The 16,603-nt window shown below is 64.3% G+C and carries 19 protein-coding genes; 5 read left to right on the top strand and 14 right to left on the bottom strand.

From position 1 onward, the window contains the following. On the bottom strand, window positions 1-1,101 hold the full coding sequence (locus tag FS665_RS07435; protein ID WP_145185631.1) for an efflux RND transporter periplasmic adaptor subunit: 1,101 nt from the start codon (window positions 1,099-1,101) through the stop codon (window positions 1-3). A 181-nt stretch (window positions 1,102-1,282) separates the two neighbouring features. On the opposite strand from FS665_RS07435, the gene FS665_RS07430 reads away from it, so the two are divergent. Beyond that, window positions 1,283-1,912, top strand: coding sequence for a TetR/AcrR family transcriptional regulator (locus tag FS665_RS07430; RefSeq protein ID WP_145185628.1), 630 nt, complete (start codon window positions 1,283-1,285; stop codon window positions 1,910-1,912). On the opposite strand, the gene FS665_RS07425 is transcribed toward FS665_RS07430, so the two are convergent. Continuing rightward, on the bottom strand, window positions 1,902-2,684 hold the full coding sequence (locus tag FS665_RS07425) for a class I SAM-dependent methyltransferase (RefSeq protein ID WP_145185625.1): 783 nt from the start codon (window positions 2,682-2,684) through the stop codon (window positions 1,902-1,904). The two genes, FS665_RS07430 and FS665_RS07425, sit on opposite strands and share 11 nt — an antisense overlap. A gap of 106 nt (window positions 2,685-2,790) precedes the next feature. Between FS665_RS07425 and FS665_RS07420 the strand changes: the two genes are divergently transcribed. After that, window positions 2,791-3,411, top strand: coding sequence for an energy transducer TonB (locus tag FS665_RS07420; protein WP_145185622.1), 621 nt, complete (start codon window positions 2,791-2,793; stop codon window positions 3,409-3,411). A 2-nt stretch (window positions 3,412-3,413) separates the two neighbouring features. Here the strand turns inward: FS665_RS07420 and FS665_RS07415 are convergent, their stop codons facing one another. From FS665_RS07415 to ppc, 7 genes are all read right to left on the bottom strand, one after another. Further along, window positions 3,414-4,103, bottom strand: coding sequence for an extensin family protein (locus FS665_RS07415; RefSeq protein ID WP_145185619.1), 690 nt, complete (start codon window positions 4,101-4,103; stop codon window positions 3,414-3,416). Window positions 4,104-4,109: 6 nt separating this feature from the next. After that, the gene (locus FS665_RS07410) at window positions 4,110-4,940 is read right to left on the bottom strand and encodes an oxaloacetate decarboxylase (protein WP_145185617.1); all 831 of its coding nucleotides are present in this window, start codon (window positions 4,938-4,940) and stop codon (window positions 4,110-4,112) included. 27 nt (window positions 4,941-4,967) lie between these two features. Further along, complete coding sequence (locus tag FS665_RS07405) at window positions 4,968-5,834, bottom strand: DUF72 domain-containing protein (protein WP_145185614.1); 867 nt, start codon at window positions 5,832-5,834, stop codon at window positions 4,968-4,970. Between the two features lie 3 nt (window positions 5,835-5,837). Beyond that, window positions 5,838-6,125, bottom strand: coding sequence for a hypothetical protein (locus FS665_RS07400; protein ID WP_145185611.1), 288 nt, complete (start codon window positions 6,123-6,125; stop codon window positions 5,838-5,840). 128 nt (window positions 6,126-6,253) lie between these two features. Beyond that, the gene (tsaB, locus tag FS665_RS07395) at window positions 6,254-6,928 is read right to left on the bottom strand and encodes a tRNA (adenosine(37)-N6)-threonylcarbamoyltransferase complex dimerization subunit type 1 TsaB (RefSeq protein WP_145185608.1); all 675 of its coding nucleotides are present in this window, start codon (window positions 6,926-6,928) and stop codon (window positions 6,254-6,256) included. 177 nt (window positions 6,929-7,105) lie between these two features. After that, entirely contained in the window at window positions 7,106-7,756 is a 651-nt protein-coding gene (adk, locus tag FS665_RS07390) for an adenylate kinase (protein ID WP_145185605.1), read from the bottom strand. Window positions 7,757-8,013: 257 nt separating this feature from the next. Further along, window positions 8,014-10,641 carry a phosphoenolpyruvate carboxylase gene (gene ppc, locus FS665_RS07385; protein ID WP_145185602.1) on the bottom strand — a complete coding sequence of 876 codons (2,628 nt, stop codon included), beginning with the start codon at window positions 10,639-10,641 and terminating at the stop codon, window positions 8,014-8,016. Window positions 10,642-10,809: 168 nt separating this feature from the next. On the opposite strand from ppc, the gene FS665_RS07380 reads away from it, so the two are divergent. The 3 genes from FS665_RS07380 (at window position 10,810) to FS665_RS07370 (ending at window position 12,676) form a co-directional block, all read left to right on the top strand. Beyond that, on the top strand, window positions 10,810-11,154 hold the full coding sequence (locus FS665_RS07380) for a pilin assembly protein (RefSeq protein ID WP_145185599.1): 345 nt from the start codon (window positions 10,810-10,812) through the stop codon (window positions 11,152-11,154). 274 nt (window positions 11,155-11,428) lie between these two features. Continuing rightward, window positions 11,429-11,842, top strand: a complete 414-nt coding sequence (locus FS665_RS07375; RefSeq protein ID WP_145185596.1) for a DUF4398 domain-containing protein — start codon at window positions 11,429-11,431, stop codon at window positions 11,840-11,842. Window positions 11,843-11,890: 48 nt separating this feature from the next. Then, window positions 11,891-12,676, top strand: a complete 786-nt coding sequence (locus tag FS665_RS07370; RefSeq protein ID WP_145185593.1) for an OmpA family protein — start codon at window positions 11,891-11,893, stop codon at window positions 12,674-12,676. 72 nt (window positions 12,677-12,748) lie between these two features. Here the strand turns inward: FS665_RS07370 and FS665_RS07365 are convergent, their stop codons facing one another. From FS665_RS07365 to FS665_RS07345, 5 genes are read right to left on the bottom strand one after another with little or no spacing between them, the layout of a single operon-like run. Continuing rightward, window positions 12,749-13,075: a hypothetical protein gene (locus FS665_RS07365; protein ID WP_145185591.1), complete on the bottom strand. Its 327-nt coding sequence runs from the start codon at window positions 13,073-13,075 to the stop codon at window positions 12,749-12,751. Continuing rightward, on the bottom strand, window positions 13,072-13,995 hold the full coding sequence (locus tag FS665_RS07360; protein WP_145185588.1) for an alpha/beta hydrolase: 924 nt from the start codon (window positions 13,993-13,995) through the stop codon (window positions 13,072-13,074). The genes FS665_RS07365 and FS665_RS07360 overlap by 4 nt, the downstream gene beginning before the upstream one ends. Continuing rightward, window positions 13,967-15,244, bottom strand: coding sequence for a flavohemoglobin expression-modulating QEGLA motif protein (locus FS665_RS07355; RefSeq protein WP_145185586.1), 1,278 nt, complete (start codon window positions 15,242-15,244; stop codon window positions 13,967-13,969). Before FS665_RS07355 ends, FS665_RS07360 begins: the two co-directional genes overlap by 29 nt. Before the next feature lie 53 nt (window positions 15,245-15,297). Beyond that, the gene (locus FS665_RS07350) at window positions 15,298-15,846 is read right to left on the bottom strand and encodes a hypothetical protein (RefSeq protein WP_145185583.1); all 549 of its coding nucleotides are present in this window, start codon (window positions 15,844-15,846) and stop codon (window positions 15,298-15,300) included. 29 nt (window positions 15,847-15,875) lie between these two features. Further along, a complete protein-coding gene (locus FS665_RS07345; RefSeq protein WP_145185580.1) occupies window positions 15,876-16,580 on the bottom strand; it encodes a TetR/AcrR family transcriptional regulator in 705 nt (234 codons plus the stop codon). Window positions 16,581-16,603 lie beyond the last annotated feature (23 nt).

Raw genomic sequence — 16,603 nt, 5'->3', positions numbered from 1 at the left:
TTACTCCTTGACCGTCAGCGTCACCGCACGATTGCTGCGGTCCACCGGCCGCACCTGCTGCCCCTCGCGCAGCACATGCCCGCCCGCCGCGACGATCCAGTCACCAGCCGAGAGGCCGTCGAGCACCGGCACCGTCTCGCTGCCATAGGCTCCCAGGCGCACCGGCGCACGCTCGACGCGGCTGTCCTGATTGACGCGCCAGACGTAAGCCTGGCCGTCTTCGGCCGTCACCGCCGACAGCGGCACAGCGAGGGCGATCACCCCGGCATGGGCGACGAAGACCCGCGCACTCTGGCCCAATTGCGCGGGAACCTTGGCCGAATCGAACGCGATGCGCGCAGCAAATGTGCGAGAGCGCGGATCGGCCGCTGGCGACAATTCACGAATGCGCCCAGCGAAGCGCGCATCGGGCTGCGACCATAATTCGACGCTGACCGGCTGGCCGACGGCGAAGCGGGCGAACTGCTGTTCCGGCAGGCTGATGGCCACCTCACGCTCGCCATCGGCGGCCAAGGTAAATACCGTCTGCCCGGCGGCCACCACTTGACCCACTTCGACTTGGCGCTTGGCCACCACGCCGGCCTGCGGCGCACGCAGCACCGCGTATTGCGCCTGGTTACCGGCCACGTCGAATTCGGCCTTGGCCTGTTGCAACCGGGCCATGCCTGCGCGATAGAGGTTCTCTGCGTTATCGAATTGCGAGCGGCTGACCATCTGCCGTTCGAGCAGTTTCTGGTAGCGCTCGTGCTCGCTGCGCACCATCGCCAGGTTGGCTTGAGCGGCGGCCAGCTGCGCGCGATTGGCTTCAAGCTGCAGGCGTACATCCTGCGGATCAAGCTCGGCCAACGGCTGATCGACCTTGACCCGCTGCCCCTCCTCGACCAAGCGGCGGACGACCTTGCCGCCAATCCGAAATGCCAGTTCCGGCTCCTGCCGCGCGCGCACTTCACCAGGATAACTGTCAGCAGCAGCGGCCGCCGGCTGCGGCTGCACCACCAGCGCGGGGCGAGGCGCGACAGGCGCCGCGACCTCCTGGCCACAGGCTGCCAGGAGCACGGCAGCAGCGGCAGGCAAAGCAAGGGACAAGGCATGGCGCAGCATGGGGCATCCTTTCGCGAAGTGCACTTTTAATATTTATACTGGCCAGTATATTAAATCAGGGAACCGAGGCCGGGAAGCCGGCGTCCCAAACAAATCCAACAATAACCAGGCGCTGTCGCCTACAGCCGCAGACCTTTGCAGCCTGTAAGATGGGCGCCCCTTCAATCAGACGCGGATCGCAATGTCCAACGACGCACCCACCGGCCCCGGGCGGCCCAAGGATCTGGCCAAGCGCGAGGCGATACTCGAAGCAGCCAAGGCCCTGTTCCTCAGCCTGGGCTACGCCAACACCAGCATGGATGCGGTCGCTGCGGCGGCAGGTGTTTCAAAACTCACGGTCTACAGCCACTTCACCGACAAACAGACCCTGTTCGGCTCAGCGGTCATGGCAACCTGCCAAAACCAGCTGCCCGATCTGCTGTTCGAGTACCCTGAAGGGGCTGCGCTGGAAGAGGTGCTGCTGACCATTGCCCGTGGTTTTCAGGCGCTGATCAGCAGCGATGAGGCGGTCAAACTGACCCGCCTGATCATGGCCCAAGGCAGTCAGGACCCGAGCCTGGGCCAGTACTTCTACGAGGCCGGGCCCAAGCGGGTGCTGGCCGGCATGGAGGCGCTGCTGCGCGGGATCGACCAGCGCGGACTGCTGCGCATCGCCAACCCGCTGCGCGCCGCCGAGCACTTTTTCTGCCTGGTCAAGGGTGCGCCGGATTACCGCTTGCTGCTCGGCTGCGCCGCGCCGCTGGCCAGCGCCGAGGCCGAGCTGCATGTACGCGAGGTGGTTGCGCTGTTCATTCGCGCGTTCAAGCCTTGAGCGCCTTTTTCGGGTAGATGTCATAACGGCTCGACTTGCCTTCCAGGCTATGGCTCGGCTTGGGCCCGTCGATGATCGGCGCCTTGCGCGGCCGCTTGACCACCACCCGATGGCTGGCCAGCGCCAAGGCCGCCTCGAGCAAGGCCGGCGCATCCAGGTCGTCGCCGACCAGGGGCCGAAATACGCGCATCTCCTTCTTCACCAAGGCGCTCTTGTCACGATGGGGGAACATCGGATCGAGGTAGATCACCTGCGGTGGCTCCCCTTCCCAGGCACGCATACGCTCGATGGCGTTGCCGCTGAGCAGGTGCATGCGCGCCACGATCGGAGCCACTTCCAGGTCCTCGGAGGCTCGCGCCAGGCCGTCCTCCAGCAAGGCGGCGATCAGCGGCTGGCGCTCGATCAAGGTCATCTGGCAGCCCAGGCTGGCCAGCACGAAGGCGTCCTTGCCCAAGCCCGCAGTGGCATCGAGCACGCGCGGGCGCACGCCTTGGGCGATGCCCACGGCCTTGGCGATCATCTGCCCATTACCACCACCGAACTGGCGCCGGTGGGCCGCCTGGCCCTCGACGAAGTCGACCCGCACCGGTCCTGGCGCCTGTGGCCCGAGTTGTTGAATCTGCAGGCCCTCTGGCCCGACCTGCACGGCAAAGCCTGCGCTGGCATCGACCAACGGCAGGCCCAAGCGCTGCGCCCAGCTCATTGCCTGCTCGGTGTATTGCGGCGTCAGCGCCTCGACCCTCAGACCTGCGCCCTGCTCCTGCTCTTGCATCACACCCTGCACTCTAAAATATGAATGAAGCCTTAATGAATCATCGGCCGCGGCCGATACAGGCAATATCCCGCTATTCTGCCAGAGCTCAACGCGCGCGACTGCCATGTCTGAAACGCTTCCCATCGGTTTGACCTATTTGTCGCCAGTCGGCAACTTCGGTCGGCAAAACACTCAGGCCCTCGGCGGCGTCAGCCACCTGTGGCAGGATTTTTTTGCCCGCGCGATGGCTGAGCAGCCTGATGAAGCACCTGACAGCGTGTGCCAGGCCATGGCGCAATACGACCGCGACAGCGGCGAGCCGATTGGCGGCGCCAGAGCGTTGGCGATGATCGAACTGCAGCGCAACTGCCCGGTGCAAGACACCATGGTAGCGCCGCCTGAACCGCTGTTTCTGCCCAAGGCCGAACTCGACGCGCAACTGCTCGAGCCGGCGCCAGAGCCCTTCAGCGTCGCCGAGATGATCCAGCAGCAACGCCAGCTTGACCTCAGCAACAGCTGGCTGCGCCCCGTGGTGATGAGCCAGGGTCAGCCGCTGGCGGAGCCAGGCCCGGCTCCAGCGACCCGCCCACTGCACCTGCCGATCGCTGAATTCGAAACCCACTTGCTCGACCCCGCGCCGCTGCCGTTCGACGAGGCGACCTTGGCCAGGCAGCAACACGATCTGGAGTTCGACACGCACTGGGCGCGCCCGGTAGTGCTGAACAACGTGCGCGCCTACGCCTGAAGTCAGCGGCAGACCTGCCAGCGCCCCATGTCCAGATGAAAGTGATTGTGATGGGCGGCATTGTAGTCAGGCCCCAACACTGTGCTGAAACTGTCGCACGCCGCTTGGCGGACCTGCCTTAGAAACTCGGCTTTCTGCCCACCTGCCTGCCAGTCGCGAGCCAGTACGATACGCTGGCCGTCGCGTAAGCGAAAACCGCTGATGTCCAGCGCATTGGCAGTGGCGTGCTGGCTCAAACGCCCCTGCTGACGGTTGTAGACATTGCGACAGGCAAAGCTGCCCAGGTGATCGACCTGCGCCACCGGCTGGCCGAATACCCGCTGCGCCGCGGGCTGCATGCCATGGCGCTCGAACAGCGCGTACGCCACGGCCAATGGGCAACTGGCGATGAAGCTGCTGCTCAAGCGGGCCTGGCCTCGTTCGATTCGCCACACATTCTGCAACGGGCATTTAGCCGTCGCCGGGCTGTCGGCCTGGGCACGAAACTGCAGCTCGGCGCGCTCCAGTGCCTGGCGGCATAGCGCCGGATCATCGCGCAGCCGCGACAGTTTGTAAGCCGTCAAGCCGTTTGGTGGCTGGCGCACATCCAGCGGCGCCCAAGGGTTCCAGGCGTCCGGAAAGCGCCAGCCGTAATACCAGGCCAGCCCCGCCAGCACTGCAAGCAGGCTACACAGCGCCAGGAAACTGCGCATGCCGGCTTAGCGGCGAAACAGGTCGTTGAGCTGATCGAATGGCAAGGCCTGCTCGCTGTAGCTGAACGTGCCCTGCTCCCGGATCTCCAGCGCCGCGCGCTGTACCGCCCCAAGCGCGGCGCGGGCCAGCGACGAGCCGACGCTGATGCGGCGCACGCCCAAGTCCTGCAGCTGGTTGACGCAGAGCGGCACCCCGGCCAGCCCCATCAGCACGTTGACCGGCTTGGGCGCCAGTGCTTGAACCACTGCGCGCACCTCTTCGGCGCTGCGCAGCCCCGGTGCATACAGCACATCGGCCCCGGCCTCGGCGAAGGCTTGCAGGCGCAGGATGGTGTCGTCCAGATCGAGGCGGCCATGCAACAGGTTTTCAGCCCTGGCGCACAGGGTAAAGGGGAACGGCAAGCTACGCGCGGCTTGTACCGCCGCGCGTACACGGGCTACGGCCAATTCGATATCGTAGATCGGTGCGTCGGCACGGCCGCTGGCGTCCTCGATCGAGCCGCCGACCAAACCGGTTTCGGCCGCTCGCAAGATCGCCTGTGCACAGTCTTCGGGCAAGTCACCAAAACCGTTTTCAAGGTCAGCGGCGACGGGCAAGGGTGTGGCATCGACGATGGCACCGGCATTGTCCAGCGTATCGTCCAGGCTGACCGCGCCTTCTGCGTCCGGCCGACCCAGACTGTACGCCAGCCCGGCGCTGGTGGTGGCCAAGGCTTCGAAACCGAGGCTGGCCAGCAACCTGGCAGAGCCGGCATCCCACGGGTTGGGCATGACGAACGCGCCGTCGCGCTGGTGCAGCGCCTTGAACGCCTCGGCTCGCAGGGTCTGTACATCCATGGTCACAATCTCCGGGTCAGGGAAGGCTCAGAGTAGCCCCAGTTGTTCGACCTCGGGCGCGCGCGGCAATTCAGGCAAAGCGGCAAGACCTGGCAAGCGTGCCATCAAGCGTTGATGAAAACGCTGCGCCAGCGCGGCGGCCTGATGGTTATCGGCAGTGTGCAAGAAGATATAGGGGCTGCGCCCCTCCTCGATCCACAGCGCGATCTTGTCTACCCAGGGCGTCAGAAATGGCTCATTGCCCGCCACCTGCGGCTGACCGATGAAGCGCACCTGCGGGTGTTGGCTGAACGCCGCCGGACGCGTCGGCACCTTGGGCTTTTTCGACTGCGCATGCAGCACCGCAGGGTCGCGTGAGGTGCAGCTGAACAGCGCGCGCGAATCGAGGCAGATGCGCTCTACCCCGCGCTCGTGCAGCAAGCGGTTGAGCAGCCGTTCCTCTTCGCCTTTGGCAAAGAAGGCCGGATGGCGCACCTCCACCGCGACCGGCACGCCGATGTCATCGAGGAACTGGCAAAGCTCACCTAGCCGCGGCGGGCCGAACGCGGCCGACAGCTGTAACCAGTAAGGCGAGACGCGCTGCCCCAGGGGCGCGAGCAGACGAGTGAAATCCGACGCGGCTTCGAGCTGCTCGCGCAGGTCGCCTTCGTGACTGATATCGCGGGGGAATTTGGCGGTGAAGCGAAAATCCGCGGGCATGGTCTGCGCCCAGCGCGACAACGTGCCAGGGGCGGGACGGGCATAGAAGGTGGTGTTGCCTTCGACGGCATTGAACACCTGGCTGTAAAAGCCAAGCATGTCGTTGGTCGAGGCTTGAGCGGGGTAAAGATAGTCGCGCCAGGCGTTTTCGCTCCAGGACGGACAGCCCAGGTAATACGGCAGAGTCGAAGTCATCGCTCAAATGTACAGGTCGAGCCCCATCACATCCATGTCCCAGTCGGTGAACCCGGCGGTGCTCAGGTAACTGGCCAACGCAGTGGCCGTGCGCCGGTCGCGGGCACGCGGAAACACCATGTCCTGCTGACGTGCCGGCAACCCCGCGGTGCGCCGTTGCGCGGCGGCTTGCGGAGCGACTTCACTGTCTTCGATGAGCTCGGCGTCCTCGATACTTTCATCGCGCACCACGGGTTTGCGCGGCGTGCGCTTGACTGGATAAGACTGCGATGAAAAGCCGTCGATACGCATGGGGAAGCACTCGGGACCAATGATGGCAATCTAGCAGCATCAGAGGTCCATCGCTAATGCTTACCTGATAACTGGACCACAGTTTGTGTCAAAGGTTTATCGACATCCGCGATAACCGACGAACAGCCTTAGCGCGCTTTGGGGGTGGCCACGTTGTCACGCAGGTACACCGGCTGCGCCTGTTCGGCAACGATCGCCTCGCCGCGCGCCCACGCAAAGCCGGCCAAGCTGAGAATGTCCAGGGCATGTGGCAAGGCCGTGGCGTTGCTGGCCGTGGCCTGCACTGCCAGGCGCTCGGCATAGCTCCAGCCGGTGCCTGCACCGAACCACTCGCCGCTGCCGCCGGCCGGCAAGGCCACCTGCTCAGGTGGCAGCACCGCTTCGCGACCCTGCAGGCGCATCTCGCCACCGTTGGCCTGATAGCAACCCCAATACACCTCATCCATGCGTGCGTCGATGGCCGCTGCGACCTGCTGCGCGCCGTGCTCGCGCAACGCGCCCTGGGCCAAGGCGGCCAGGTTCGATACCGGCAGCACAGGCCGCTCAAGGGCGAATGCCAGGCCTTGAACCACACCGATGGCGATGCGCACACCGGTGAATGCCCCGGGGCCACGGCCAAACGCGATGGCATCGACAGCACTGAGCGGCACGCCAGCGTCGGCCAGCAGCTGCTTGATCATCGGCAGCAGCTTCTGCGCATGCATGCGCGGGATCACCTCGTAATGGCTGGTCACCTTGCCGTCATGCAGCAAGGCGACGGAACAGGCTTCGGTGGCGGTATCCAGGGCCAACAGGGTGGTCATCGAACGGGTATCCAGGTGCGAGAAAAGAGCGGCAGTATAGAGCAGCCGCGGTCCCTTGGGGAGCGCCCTTGCCGGGGCATCGGACCGATCGCAATAGGGCCGCGAAGCGGCCCCAGGGTGTCAGCGATACGGCAGGGTCGCTTGCATGGACAAGCGACCACAGAATCTGAGCGCGAATCAGCTCAGGGCAGCCAGCACCTTGGCCGTGATCGCCTCGACCGAGCCCACGCCTTCGATATGGCTGTACTTGGGCTTGCCACCGTTAGCGGCCGACAGCTTCTGGTAGAAGTCCACCAGCGGCTTGGTCTGGCTGTGATAAACCGAGAGGCGGTGGCGCACGGTTTCTTCCTTGTCGTCGTCGCGCTGGATCAGCTCCTCGCCGGTGACGTCATCCTTGCCTTCGACCTTCGGTGGGTTGTACTGAATATGGTAGGTGCGGCCCGAGGCCAGGTGCACGCGACGGCCCGCCATGCGGCCGACGATCTCTTCGTCATCGACGGCGATCTCGACCACTGCATCGATATCGACGCCGGCGGCGACCATGGCTTCAGCTTGCGGGATGGTGCGCGGGAAACCATCGAACAGGCAGCCCTTGGCGCAGTCCGGCTGGGCGATGCGCTCCTTGACCAGGCCGATGATCAGCTCATCGGAAACCAGTTGGCCGGCGTCCATGACTTTCTTCAGCTCCAGACCCAGCGGGGTACCGGCCTTGACGGCGGCACGCAGCATGTCACCGGTGGAGATCTGGGGAATACCGAACTTTTCGGTGATGAACTTTGCCTGAGTACCTTTACCGGCCCCGGGAGCTCCCAGCAGAATTACACGCATCTCGTGCTCCTCAAATTTTTGTATGAAATTCAATGGATTCGGCAAGCGAGGCCAAGTCCGGAAAATCGGGTATGACCACAAATCGGTCAGAAGGCTGCTCAAGATACACAGCGCCCGGCAGCCAGACAAGCGCCCCAAAGGGGCAGCCGTGCGTCATTGCGGCCCACCTTCAGCGGCGGTTGCGCCTGGCGCAACCGTTGCCCAGGCCTCAAGCGGCGCTCTGCCCAGCGCACCGCCAGCGACCGCGCCTGCCACGTTCAACCGGTGTTGCGCAGCCCCGCAGCGATACCCGCGACGGTGACGAGCAAGGCCTGCTCCAATGGGCTATCCAGAGCGGCTTCGCGGCTGCGCGAGCGTGCCAGCAACTCGGCCTGCAGACGGTGCAGCGGGTCCAGGTAGGTGTTGCGCAAGCTGATGAATTCCAGGGTCTCGGGGCTGTGCGCCAGTAGCACCGGCTGGCCCGTCAGGCCTAGCACCACTTGGCAGCACTGCGACAATAGGTCGCGCAGCTGTGCACCCAAAGCGAGCAGCTGCGGTTGCACCAGACGTTGGTCGTAGGCTTCGGCAATTTGCGCGTCGGCCTTGGCCAGGACCATTTCCAGCATGTCGATGCGGGTGCGGAAGAACGGCCACTGTTCACGCATCTGCGCCAGCAATTCACCCTGGCCGCGGGCCAAGGCATTGCTCAGGGCAGTCTCCCAGCCCAGCCAGGCTGGCAGCATCAGGCGCGTCTGCGTCCAACCGAAGATCCACGGGATCGCTCGCAGGCTTTCGATACCGCCGGCGCGGCGCTTGGCCGGGCGGCTGCCCAACGGCAGGCGGCCAAGTTCCTGCTCGGGAGTCGATTGCCGGAAATACTCGACGAAGTCAGGATTCTCGCGCACCACATCGCGATAGGCCTTGACCCCATCGGCGGCCAGTTGGTCCATCAGCGTGCGCCAGGCAGGCTCTGGCGGAGGCGGTGGCAGCAATGTGGCCTCCAGCACCGCGGCCAGGTAAAGGTTGAGGTTTTGTTCGGCAATGCCGGGCAAGCCGAACTTGAAGCGGATCATCTCGCCTTGTTCGGTGGTGCGGAAACGCCCGGCTACCGAGCCTGGTGGCTGCGACAGGATCGCCGCGTGCGCCGGCCCGCCGCCGCGACCGACCGTGCCGCCACGGCCATGGAACAGCAGCAGTTCGACCTCGTGGGCGCGGCAGATGCGCACCAGGTTTTCCTGGGCTCGATACTGTGCCCAGGCCGCCGCCGTGGTGCCGGCATCCTTGGCCGAATCGGAATAGCCAATCATCACTTCCTGCGGCCCGTGCAGGCTGGCGCGGTAGCTGGGCAGGCCGAGCAGCCGCTCGATCACAGGCCCGGCGTTATCCAGGTCGGCGAGGGTTTCGAATAGCGGCACCACGCGCATCGGCCGGGTCAGGCCGGCCTCCTTGAGCAGCAGTTGCACAGCCAGCACATCGGAGGCCGCCCCTGCCATGGAAATCACATAGGAACCCAGCGATGCCCCCGGCGCCGCCGCGATTTCACGGCAGGTGGCAAGCACTTCAGCCGTTTCTGCCTGCGGTTGGAAGTGCCTTGGCAACAGCGGCCGGCGGTTCTCCAGCTCGCTCAGCAGGAAGCTCACGCGCTGCTCTTCGTCCCACTCGGCATAGCTGCCAAGGCCAAGGTACTCGGTGATTTCGCTCAGCGCATCGCGATGCCTGGCCGCGTCCTGGCGCACGTCCAGCCGGCCCAGGAACAGGCCAAAGGTCACCGCCCGGCGCAGGCTGTCGAGCAGCGGGCCATCGGCGATCACGCCCATGCCGCAGTCGTGCAGCGACTGGTGACACAGCTGCAACGGGGTGATCAGGTCGCGGTTGTCCTCCAGCACCTCGGCGCTCGGCACCTGCTGGCTGCTGAGCGCGGCATGGGCCCAGGCGCGGGTCGCGCGCAGGCGCTCGCGCAGCTGCTTGAGCACCGCCCGATACGGCTCGGCGCTGTCGCCAACCTGTTCGCGCAGCGCGCTGCTGGCCTGCTGCATGGACAGTTCGGCCGCCAGTGCATCGACGTCGCGCAGGAACAGATCCGCCGCCATCCAGCGCGCCAGCAGCAGTACCTCGCAAGTCACCGGGGCGGTGACGTTGGGGTTGCCATCGCGATCACCGCCCATCCAGGAGGCGAAGCGGATGGGCGCCGCTTGCAACGGCAAGCGCTGGCCTGTGGCCTCGAACAACGCCGCATCGACCTTGCGCAGATGGCTGGGTACGGCGTGCCAAAGCGAGTGTTCGATGACGGCAAAGCCCCACTTGGCTTCGTCCACAGGGGTCGGCCGGGTGCGGCGAATCTCTTCGGTGTGCCAGGCCTCGGCGATCAGTCGGCGCAGGCGCTCACGCACCTGTTCGCGCTCGGCATCGGTCAGATCGCGATGGTCCTGCACTGCCAATTGTGCGGCGATGGCATCGTATTTCTGGATCAACGTGCGCCGCGCGACCTCGGTCGGGTGGGCGGTAAGCACCAGCTGGATATCCAGCGTCGCCAGTTGCTGGGCCAGCGCCTGCGGCGTGTGCCCCGCGGCTTTGAGGCGCGCCAGCAGCTCAGGCAGCACTCGCGCTTCGAAAGGCGCCGCCTGGCCAGGATCCCGACGGCGAATGAGCTGATACTGCTCGGCGATGTTGGCGAGATTGAGGAATTGGTTGAACGCTCGCGCCACCGGCAGCAGGTCTTCGTCGGCAAGGTCGGCCAGGGTCGAGCTGAGTTTTTCGCCGGGGCCACGGCGGTCGGCCTTGGCGCTGTGGCGGATGTCCTCGATCTTCTGCAGGAACGCTTCGGCGTATTGCTCGCGAATGGTATCGCCCAGCAACTCACCCAATACATGAACATCTTCACGCAAGCGCACATCGATATCAGCCATTGGCCCTCTCTTCGGCGCGGCTGCGCCGCGCTCCACCAGGAAACCTCACTGGCCCAAGAGTGCCCACAGGCAAGGCGCGCTGGCAAGCCACCGTGTGCAAAGCAAACTAAAATCAACCCAGCGCAGTCCGATGCAATGCAGCCTACCGAGGCGTTGACAGAGGTCATCATGAAAATCCGCGAACTCGCCCAGCACTGGGAACAAAACGCCGCCGGCACCCTGAGCCGCACCGGCCATACCTTGCATCTGGACCTGGAGTCCGAAGCGCGCCTGGCCGCCTTGATCGACATGTACCCCAAGCGCACGGCCGAGGAGCTGCTCGGCGAACTGGTAGCCGCCGCCCTGGAAGAGCTGGAGGCCAGTTTCCCGTATGTGCAAGGCCAGAGAGTCATCGCCACTGACGAAGAAGGTGATCCGTTATTCGAGGACATCGGCTCTACGCCGCGCTTTCTGGCGCTGTCGCGACGCCACCTGCACGATCTGAGCAACACCGGCGGCGATCACGAAAACTGATCTTCCAGCCCCACTGGCCGGGCCTGCAACGGGTCCGGCATACCGCCTTGATACGCAGAAGTTCCTGGGCAAAACCGCTGACCGGTTAGTCAGAAATAGATAGCCAGCTCAGCGACTTTTTTCGGAACTATTCAAAAAACGTTCAAGTCCGAGCCAATAGCCATCACGCTAAAACCCAGCACACCTGCCAGGTTGGAGCCCAAGCGCCAGCGCAGGCAATGCCAGGATTAAGCGATGGACTGCTACGGACATCGTCGTTATCAGGAGTGATCCAATGGAGCTGACCACCATGAAGACCCGCACTTCGAAACTCTCATCCACCCACCTGCGCGGGATCAAGCTGGCCGCGCTGGCCCTGGGCAGTAGCCTGGTTCTGGCCGGCTGTGCGGGCAACCCGCCCACCGAGCAGTACGCTGTGACCCAGTCTGCGGTGAACTCCGCCGTCAGCGCCGGTGGTACCGAGTTCGCTGCCGTGGAAATGAAAGCTGCGCAGGACAAGTTCAAGCAAGCTGAAATCGCCATGCACGACAAGAAGTATGACGAAGCCAAGCGACTGGCCGAACAAGCCGAGTGGGATGCCCGCGTCGCCGAACGCAAAGCCCAGGCGGCCAAGGCCCAGAAGGCCGTACAGGATGCCCGCCAAGGCGTTCAGGACGTACGTCAGGAAGGCCTGCGCAGCGCCCAGTAAGCGCCGCCTCGCCGTCAAGCCTTCGTTATCGATCAAAGGATGAACACTATGCGCAATTACGTCATGATTCCCGCCCTGCTGGCCCTGAGCGTCGGTCTCGCTGCTTGCTCGCACGACCCGAACCCTAACCTGGAGTCGGCCCGTACCAACTTCTCGGCACTGCAAAGCGATCCGCAGGCCAGCAAAGTGGCTGCCCTTGAAACCAAGGACGCCCAGGACTGGCTGAACAAGGCCGACAAAGCCTACATGGACCGCGATGACTCGGACAAAGTCGATCAGCTGGCTTACCTGACCAACCAGCGCGTCGAAGTGGCCAAGCAGACCATCGCCCTGCGCTCGGCCGAGAACGAGCTGAAGAACGCCGCAGCACAGCGCGCTCAGGCCAAGCTGGACGCCCGTGACGCCCAGATCGCCAAGCTGCAGGACAGCCTGAACGCCAAACAGACTGACCGCGGTACCCTGGTGACCTTCGGCGACGTGCTGTTCGACTTCAACAAGGCCGAGCTCAAGAGCAACGCTTACCCGAACATCACCAAGCTGGCTCAGTTCCTCCAGGAAAACCCTGAGCGTAAGGTGATCGTCGAGGGTTACACCGACAGCGTCGGTTCGGCCAGCTACAACCAGAGCTTGTCCGAGCGCCGTGCCAACAGCGTGCGCATGGCCCTGGTACGTGCCGGTGTCGACCCAGCGCGCATTGTCGCTCAAGGCTACGGCAAAGAGTATCCGGTGGCTGATAACGGCAGCAATTCGGGCCGTGCCCAGAACCGTCGCGTGGAAGTGACCATCTCCAACGACAACCAGCCAGTGGCACCGCGTTCGAGCCAGGGCAAGTAACACACCCGGTTCGCTGAACGAGAACCCCGCGAAAACGCGGGGTTTTTTTCGTCTGCTGCCAAGCGCTTCAGCTCATTGGCTTTGCTGGGGGGTTTCCTGGCCCATGCAGCGCACCGCCCGCTTGCGCCCATCCACCAGCACACCGGTCAGGCCTTTTTGCTGGGTATCGAACAACACCAGAACGCCGTCCACGCACTGGGCCACCTGCGCCGCCGGGTCGAGCGACACCTTGTAATCCTCGCCGGGAATGGTCTTGAGCATGGTGAAGTCCTGCAACAGCAGCGCATCCTCGGGCTTGGCGAAATGCAGGTAGCCGTAGTACCAGAGGGCCCCCACCGTCACGACGATGCTGCCAACACCGGTCAGGATCAGAGGGATGGCATTGCGTTCGTCACTCATTGCGCGTTGTTCTCATCGGGGTAGTTGGGCACTTCGGCGAGCCGCCGCAGGCCGTTGAAGTGGCTGGGGTCATCGAGAAAACGCAGCATCACCTGCCGCCATAGCGGATCGGCGAAAGTCTGCACGTGGCCGCCGCGGGTCAGTTGCAGCACACGTGGAGGTGGCGCGTGCTGATACAGGGTGATAGCGCTTTGCATCGGCACCAGGTCGTCGTCGATGCTGTGGAAGAACAGTTTCGGGGGGCTGCTCAGCTGCTCGATCGAGCGGATCGCACTGTCGCCGTCCGGCACCAGCCAGGACAGCGGCACCTGCAGCGGCCAGGTCATCCACGAGGTGCTCAGGGCATAACGGCCCACCGCCCGATAGCTGGCCGGCACGCCGTCGAACACCAGGGCGGCGAAGCGCTGGCGTTGCTCGGGGTGCTGCGCCAGGTAATGGATGGCCATGGCGCCGCCCAGGCTTTGCCCGAGCAAGACCAGGGGCTTGCCTTTCACCTGCGGTGCCTGCTCCAGCCAGCTCATGGCGGCCGCGATGTCCTGGTAGACCTGCGGCAAGCGCGGCTTGCCCTGCGACAGCCCGTAGCCGCGGTAGTCGATCATCAGCACCTGATAGCCCTGCTCAGGCAACCAGTAGCTGCCGCCCAGGTGGCCCGGCAAGTTGCCGCCATTGCCGTGCAGGTGCAGCACCGTGCCCTTGACCGCGACGCCGGCTTTGGCCGGCAGCCACCAGCCATGCAAACGTACCCCATCGCTGGTGGTCAGGGTGACGTCGCGGTACGCCAGCTTGGCCCGCTCAGGGGTGAAGGCCTGGCCGGGCTCGGGGTAGAACAACAAGCTGCTGCACCCGCCCAGCGCGAGCAGCAGCATGCCCGCCGCGAGCTGGCGGCAGCGCTTAGAGAATATTCGCGTAGTCGGCTTCAATGCGATCGAGGCTCAAATGGTTGAGGAAGTTGGAAAAGCACATCCAGGCCGACAGCGCGTTGAGGTCGCGGAACTGTTCGGGCAGGTACTTGGGCGGTTCGACCAGCCCTTCTTCGACCAGTTGGCGCAGGGTGCGCATGTCTTCGAGGGTGGTCTTGCCGCAAAACAGCAGCGGGATCTGTTCGAGCTTGCCCTTCTTCACGGCCAACTGAATGTAGTTGTAAACCATGATGAAACCCTTGAGGTAGGACAAATCCTTGGTGAACGGCAGGCCGTCGGGCACCGAGCCACGGAACACCCGGCTGGCGTTGCTGTAGCTTTGCTCGACGTCGAAGCCTTGGTCGTGGAAGAAGTTGAACACCTGAAGGAAATCAGCACCCTCCTCGACCATGTGAATGGCGCGGGTGCGGTTGGTCAGCTTGCGCAAGCGGCTGGGGTAGGAGGCGAAGGCGATGACCTCCATCAGGATGGCCAGGCCTTCCTGGGTCACCGTTGAAGACGGCGGCCCCTTGGCCAGAAACGTGCAGATCGGCTGGTTCAGGCCATTGAGCGTGGTGCCCACGTGCACCAGGCCTTCGTGCACTTCGAGGGCGCGCACGTCGCGGTCGTTGAACACCGCGTCAGCGCGCACCTTGATGTAGTCGGCGCCGGCCGCCGCATCGGCGACGATGCCGTCGGACTCGAACACGCGGATGGTGCCCTCGGCCTCGCCGAACACCTTGTTGAGGCGGCGCTGGAGGATGTCCACCGCCTCCTTGGCGGTGAGGTTCTTCGGCTCATCCTTCAGGTCGCCGCGCCCGTCGATGTTGTTCAGGTAGTCCGACAGCATCAGGCCCAGGTCGGCCAGGGTCGGATCGCCTGCGTGAAAGGCATCGGACGCGGCGCCGTACAACTCCTGCGAGATCAAGCCGAAATCTTCGGTGCCGCGCGCCTCGAGCATGCGCACGACCATGCGGTACTCGCGGCACATGCGCTTCATGATCTGCCCGACCGGGTTGAATTGGCCCAGCCTGCGAATGATATCGCGCTCGATGGCCTGAAATTCGGCCTTCACCGCACTGGAATCGAATGCCAGCGGACGGGCCTGGTAGTACTCGCGGTTGACCGCAGGCGGCTCCTTGCCTTTGGCTTTGAGAAAGCCCTGACGGATGTTTTCGTCCCACTTGACCGCATCCAGGACCCGAATCGGGGTCTGCGCCGCGACGATGCGGTCGGACAAGGTGCGTATGGTTTGCTGATACTCGTCCACCGTGGACTCCTTTCTAGATCACGCGACAAACCTTGCTGGGTCTGCACCGATGGCTACTGACCGGAGCGTTGGAACCGCGCCACTTCGACGAACAGGTCGGAATTGGCCGGGTCGTCCAGATACGCCAGCACCCGGGCCGGCGGACTGTCGATCAGCACGCCATCGCCATTGTCGTCAGGCACCTGGATGCTGCGTCCGCTCAGCTCCTTCTTGTCGATTGCCTGCTGCACCTGCTCGAGGTCGAGGTTGTAGATGACCAGTTGCTTGCCATCGACGATGTCGAAGCCGCCAATCAGGAAGTTGCCGCCCAGCCGCTTGGGCACAGCCGCCGACAGGTACCAGCGGTTGCCATGGCGCGAAACGGTGAAGCTGTAGTGCTCAGGCGCCTTACCCTGGGCTTTGGCCACGGCTTTGTAGGCATCGCCAGCGCCGCGACTGATGGTCAGCTTGAGCGGCTCGCCCCAGGCATCCTTGCTGCTCCACGTACCGACCAGGCCCTTGGGCGCTGCCTGGTGGCTGGCCAGCGGTTCGTGGAAAGTCACCAGACAACCACCCAGGAGCAGGAATGACAACGTCAACAACACCACACGCCAGGCTTTCATCAGGCTCTCCTTGATCAATCGTTCTCGGCTCAGGTCGCTGCCAGCACCAGATGCAGGTAGCGGGTAAGCATAGCGAGCATCTGCCCATCGGCCTGCGCATCGGCATCCTTGAGCAGCCCCTGATATTCCATCTGCTCGATAATCGCCGTCAACATGTGGGCGTCCTGTTCGGGCTGCTTGGAGCCGACCACTTGCAGCAACTGCCGCGCACCGTGCAGCAGGATCTGCTCGTGGGCGCAGACCAGTTCGGCCAGGCGCGGGCACAACAGGGCTTCCTGGCGGAAGGCCTGCTCGGCCATCATGAAATCGCGGCGGGTGTGCAACTGGCGCTGGACGTAGTCGACGGTCATGCGCGCGATGTCGTCGGCCAGGCGCGCCCGTGCCCGTGCACTGCCATCGCCCTGGGCGAGCAGTTGGCGCAGCACGCCTTCGGTGTTGGCCCAGAGCTTGGCCATGTAGTCGGCGCTACGCTCGACGTAGCGGGCGAAGGTGTCGGTGAGCAGGTCTTCGATATCCTTGAAATAGTAGGTGGTGGCCGACAACGGCACACCGGCCTCGGCGGCCACCGCGCGATGGCGAACGCCGCGCACGCCATCGCGCACGACGATGCGCATGGCCGCATCGAGGATCAACTGACGGCGCTGTTCGCTGCCTTGACGGGCAGTCTTGCGGCCTTGGTATTGCACGCTTTCGGCGACGGCGGTGGCGATGCCGGCGGCGCCTTGATCAGGCATTGCGGGTGTCACTGGGCTTACCT

The sequence above is a fragment of the Pseudomonas sp. URMO17WK12:I11 genome (assembly GCF_007677725.1).
In the GTDB taxonomy this organism is placed as follows: domain Bacteria; phylum Pseudomonadota; class Gammaproteobacteria; order Pseudomonadales; family Pseudomonadaceae; genus Aquipseudomonas.
This window is presented reverse-complemented; position numbering and strand designations above follow the sequence as displayed.

Bases quoted from the DNA above. Each gene is read 5' to 3' on its own strand.
- FS665_RS07415 (WP_145185619.1), bottom strand. From the start codon at position 4,103: ATGCGCAGTTTCCTGGCGCTGTGTAGCCTGCTTGCAGTGCTGGCGGGG.
- ppc (WP_145185602.1), bottom strand. From the start codon at position 10,641: ATGGCTGATATCGATGTGCGCTTGCGTGAAGATGTTCATGTATTGGGT.
- FS665_RS07380 (WP_145185599.1), top strand. From the start codon at position 10,810: ATGAAAATCCGCGAACTCGCCCAGCACTGGGAACAAAACGCCGCCGGC.
- FS665_RS07410 (WP_145185617.1), bottom strand. From the start codon at position 4,940: ATGGATGTACAGACCCTGCGAGCCGAGGCGTTCAAGGCGCTGCACCAG.
- FS665_RS07375 (WP_145185596.1), top strand. From the start codon at position 11,429: ATGGAGCTGACCACCATGAAGACCCGCACTTCGAAACTCTCATCCACC.
- FS665_RS07350 (WP_145185583.1), bottom strand. From the start codon at position 15,846: ATGAAAGCCTGGCGTGTGGTGTTGTTGACGTTGTCATTCCTGCTCCTG.
- FS665_RS07400 (WP_145185611.1), bottom strand. From the start codon at position 6,125: ATGCGTATCGACGGCTTTTCATCGCAGTCTTATCCAGTCAAGCGCACG.
- FS665_RS07405 (WP_145185614.1), bottom strand. From the start codon at position 5,834: ATGACTTCGACTCTGCCGTATTACCTGGGCTGTCCGTCCTGGAGCGAA.
- FS665_RS07430 (WP_145185628.1), top strand. From the start codon at position 1,283: ATGTCCAACGACGCACCCACCGGCCCCGGGCGGCCCAAGGATCTGGCC.
- FS665_RS07345 (WP_145185580.1), bottom strand. From the start codon at position 16,580: ATGCCTGATCAAGGCGCCGCCGGCATCGCCACCGCCGTCGCCGAAAGC.
- FS665_RS07370 (WP_145185593.1), top strand. From the start codon at position 11,891: ATGCGCAATTACGTCATGATTCCCGCCCTGCTGGCCCTGAGCGTCGGT.
- FS665_RS07435 (WP_145185631.1), bottom strand. From the start codon at position 1,101: ATGCTGCGCCATGCCTTGTCCCTTGCTTTGCCTGCCGCTGCTGCCGTG.
- FS665_RS07425 (WP_145185625.1), bottom strand. From the start codon at position 2,684: ATGCAAGAGCAGGAGCAGGGCGCAGGTCTGAGGGTCGAGGCGCTGACG.
- tsaB (WP_145185608.1), bottom strand. From the start codon at position 6,928: ATGACCACCCTGTTGGCCCTGGATACCGCCACCGAAGCCTGTTCCGTC.
- adk (WP_145185605.1), bottom strand. From the start codon at position 7,756: ATGCGTGTAATTCTGCTGGGAGCTCCCGGGGCCGGTAAAGGTACTCAG.
- FS665_RS07420 (WP_145185622.1), top strand. From the start codon at position 2,791: ATGTCTGAAACGCTTCCCATCGGTTTGACCTATTTGTCGCCAGTCGGC.
- FS665_RS07365 (WP_145185591.1), bottom strand. From the start codon at position 13,075: ATGAGTGACGAACGCAATGCCATCCCTCTGATCCTGACCGGTGTTGGC.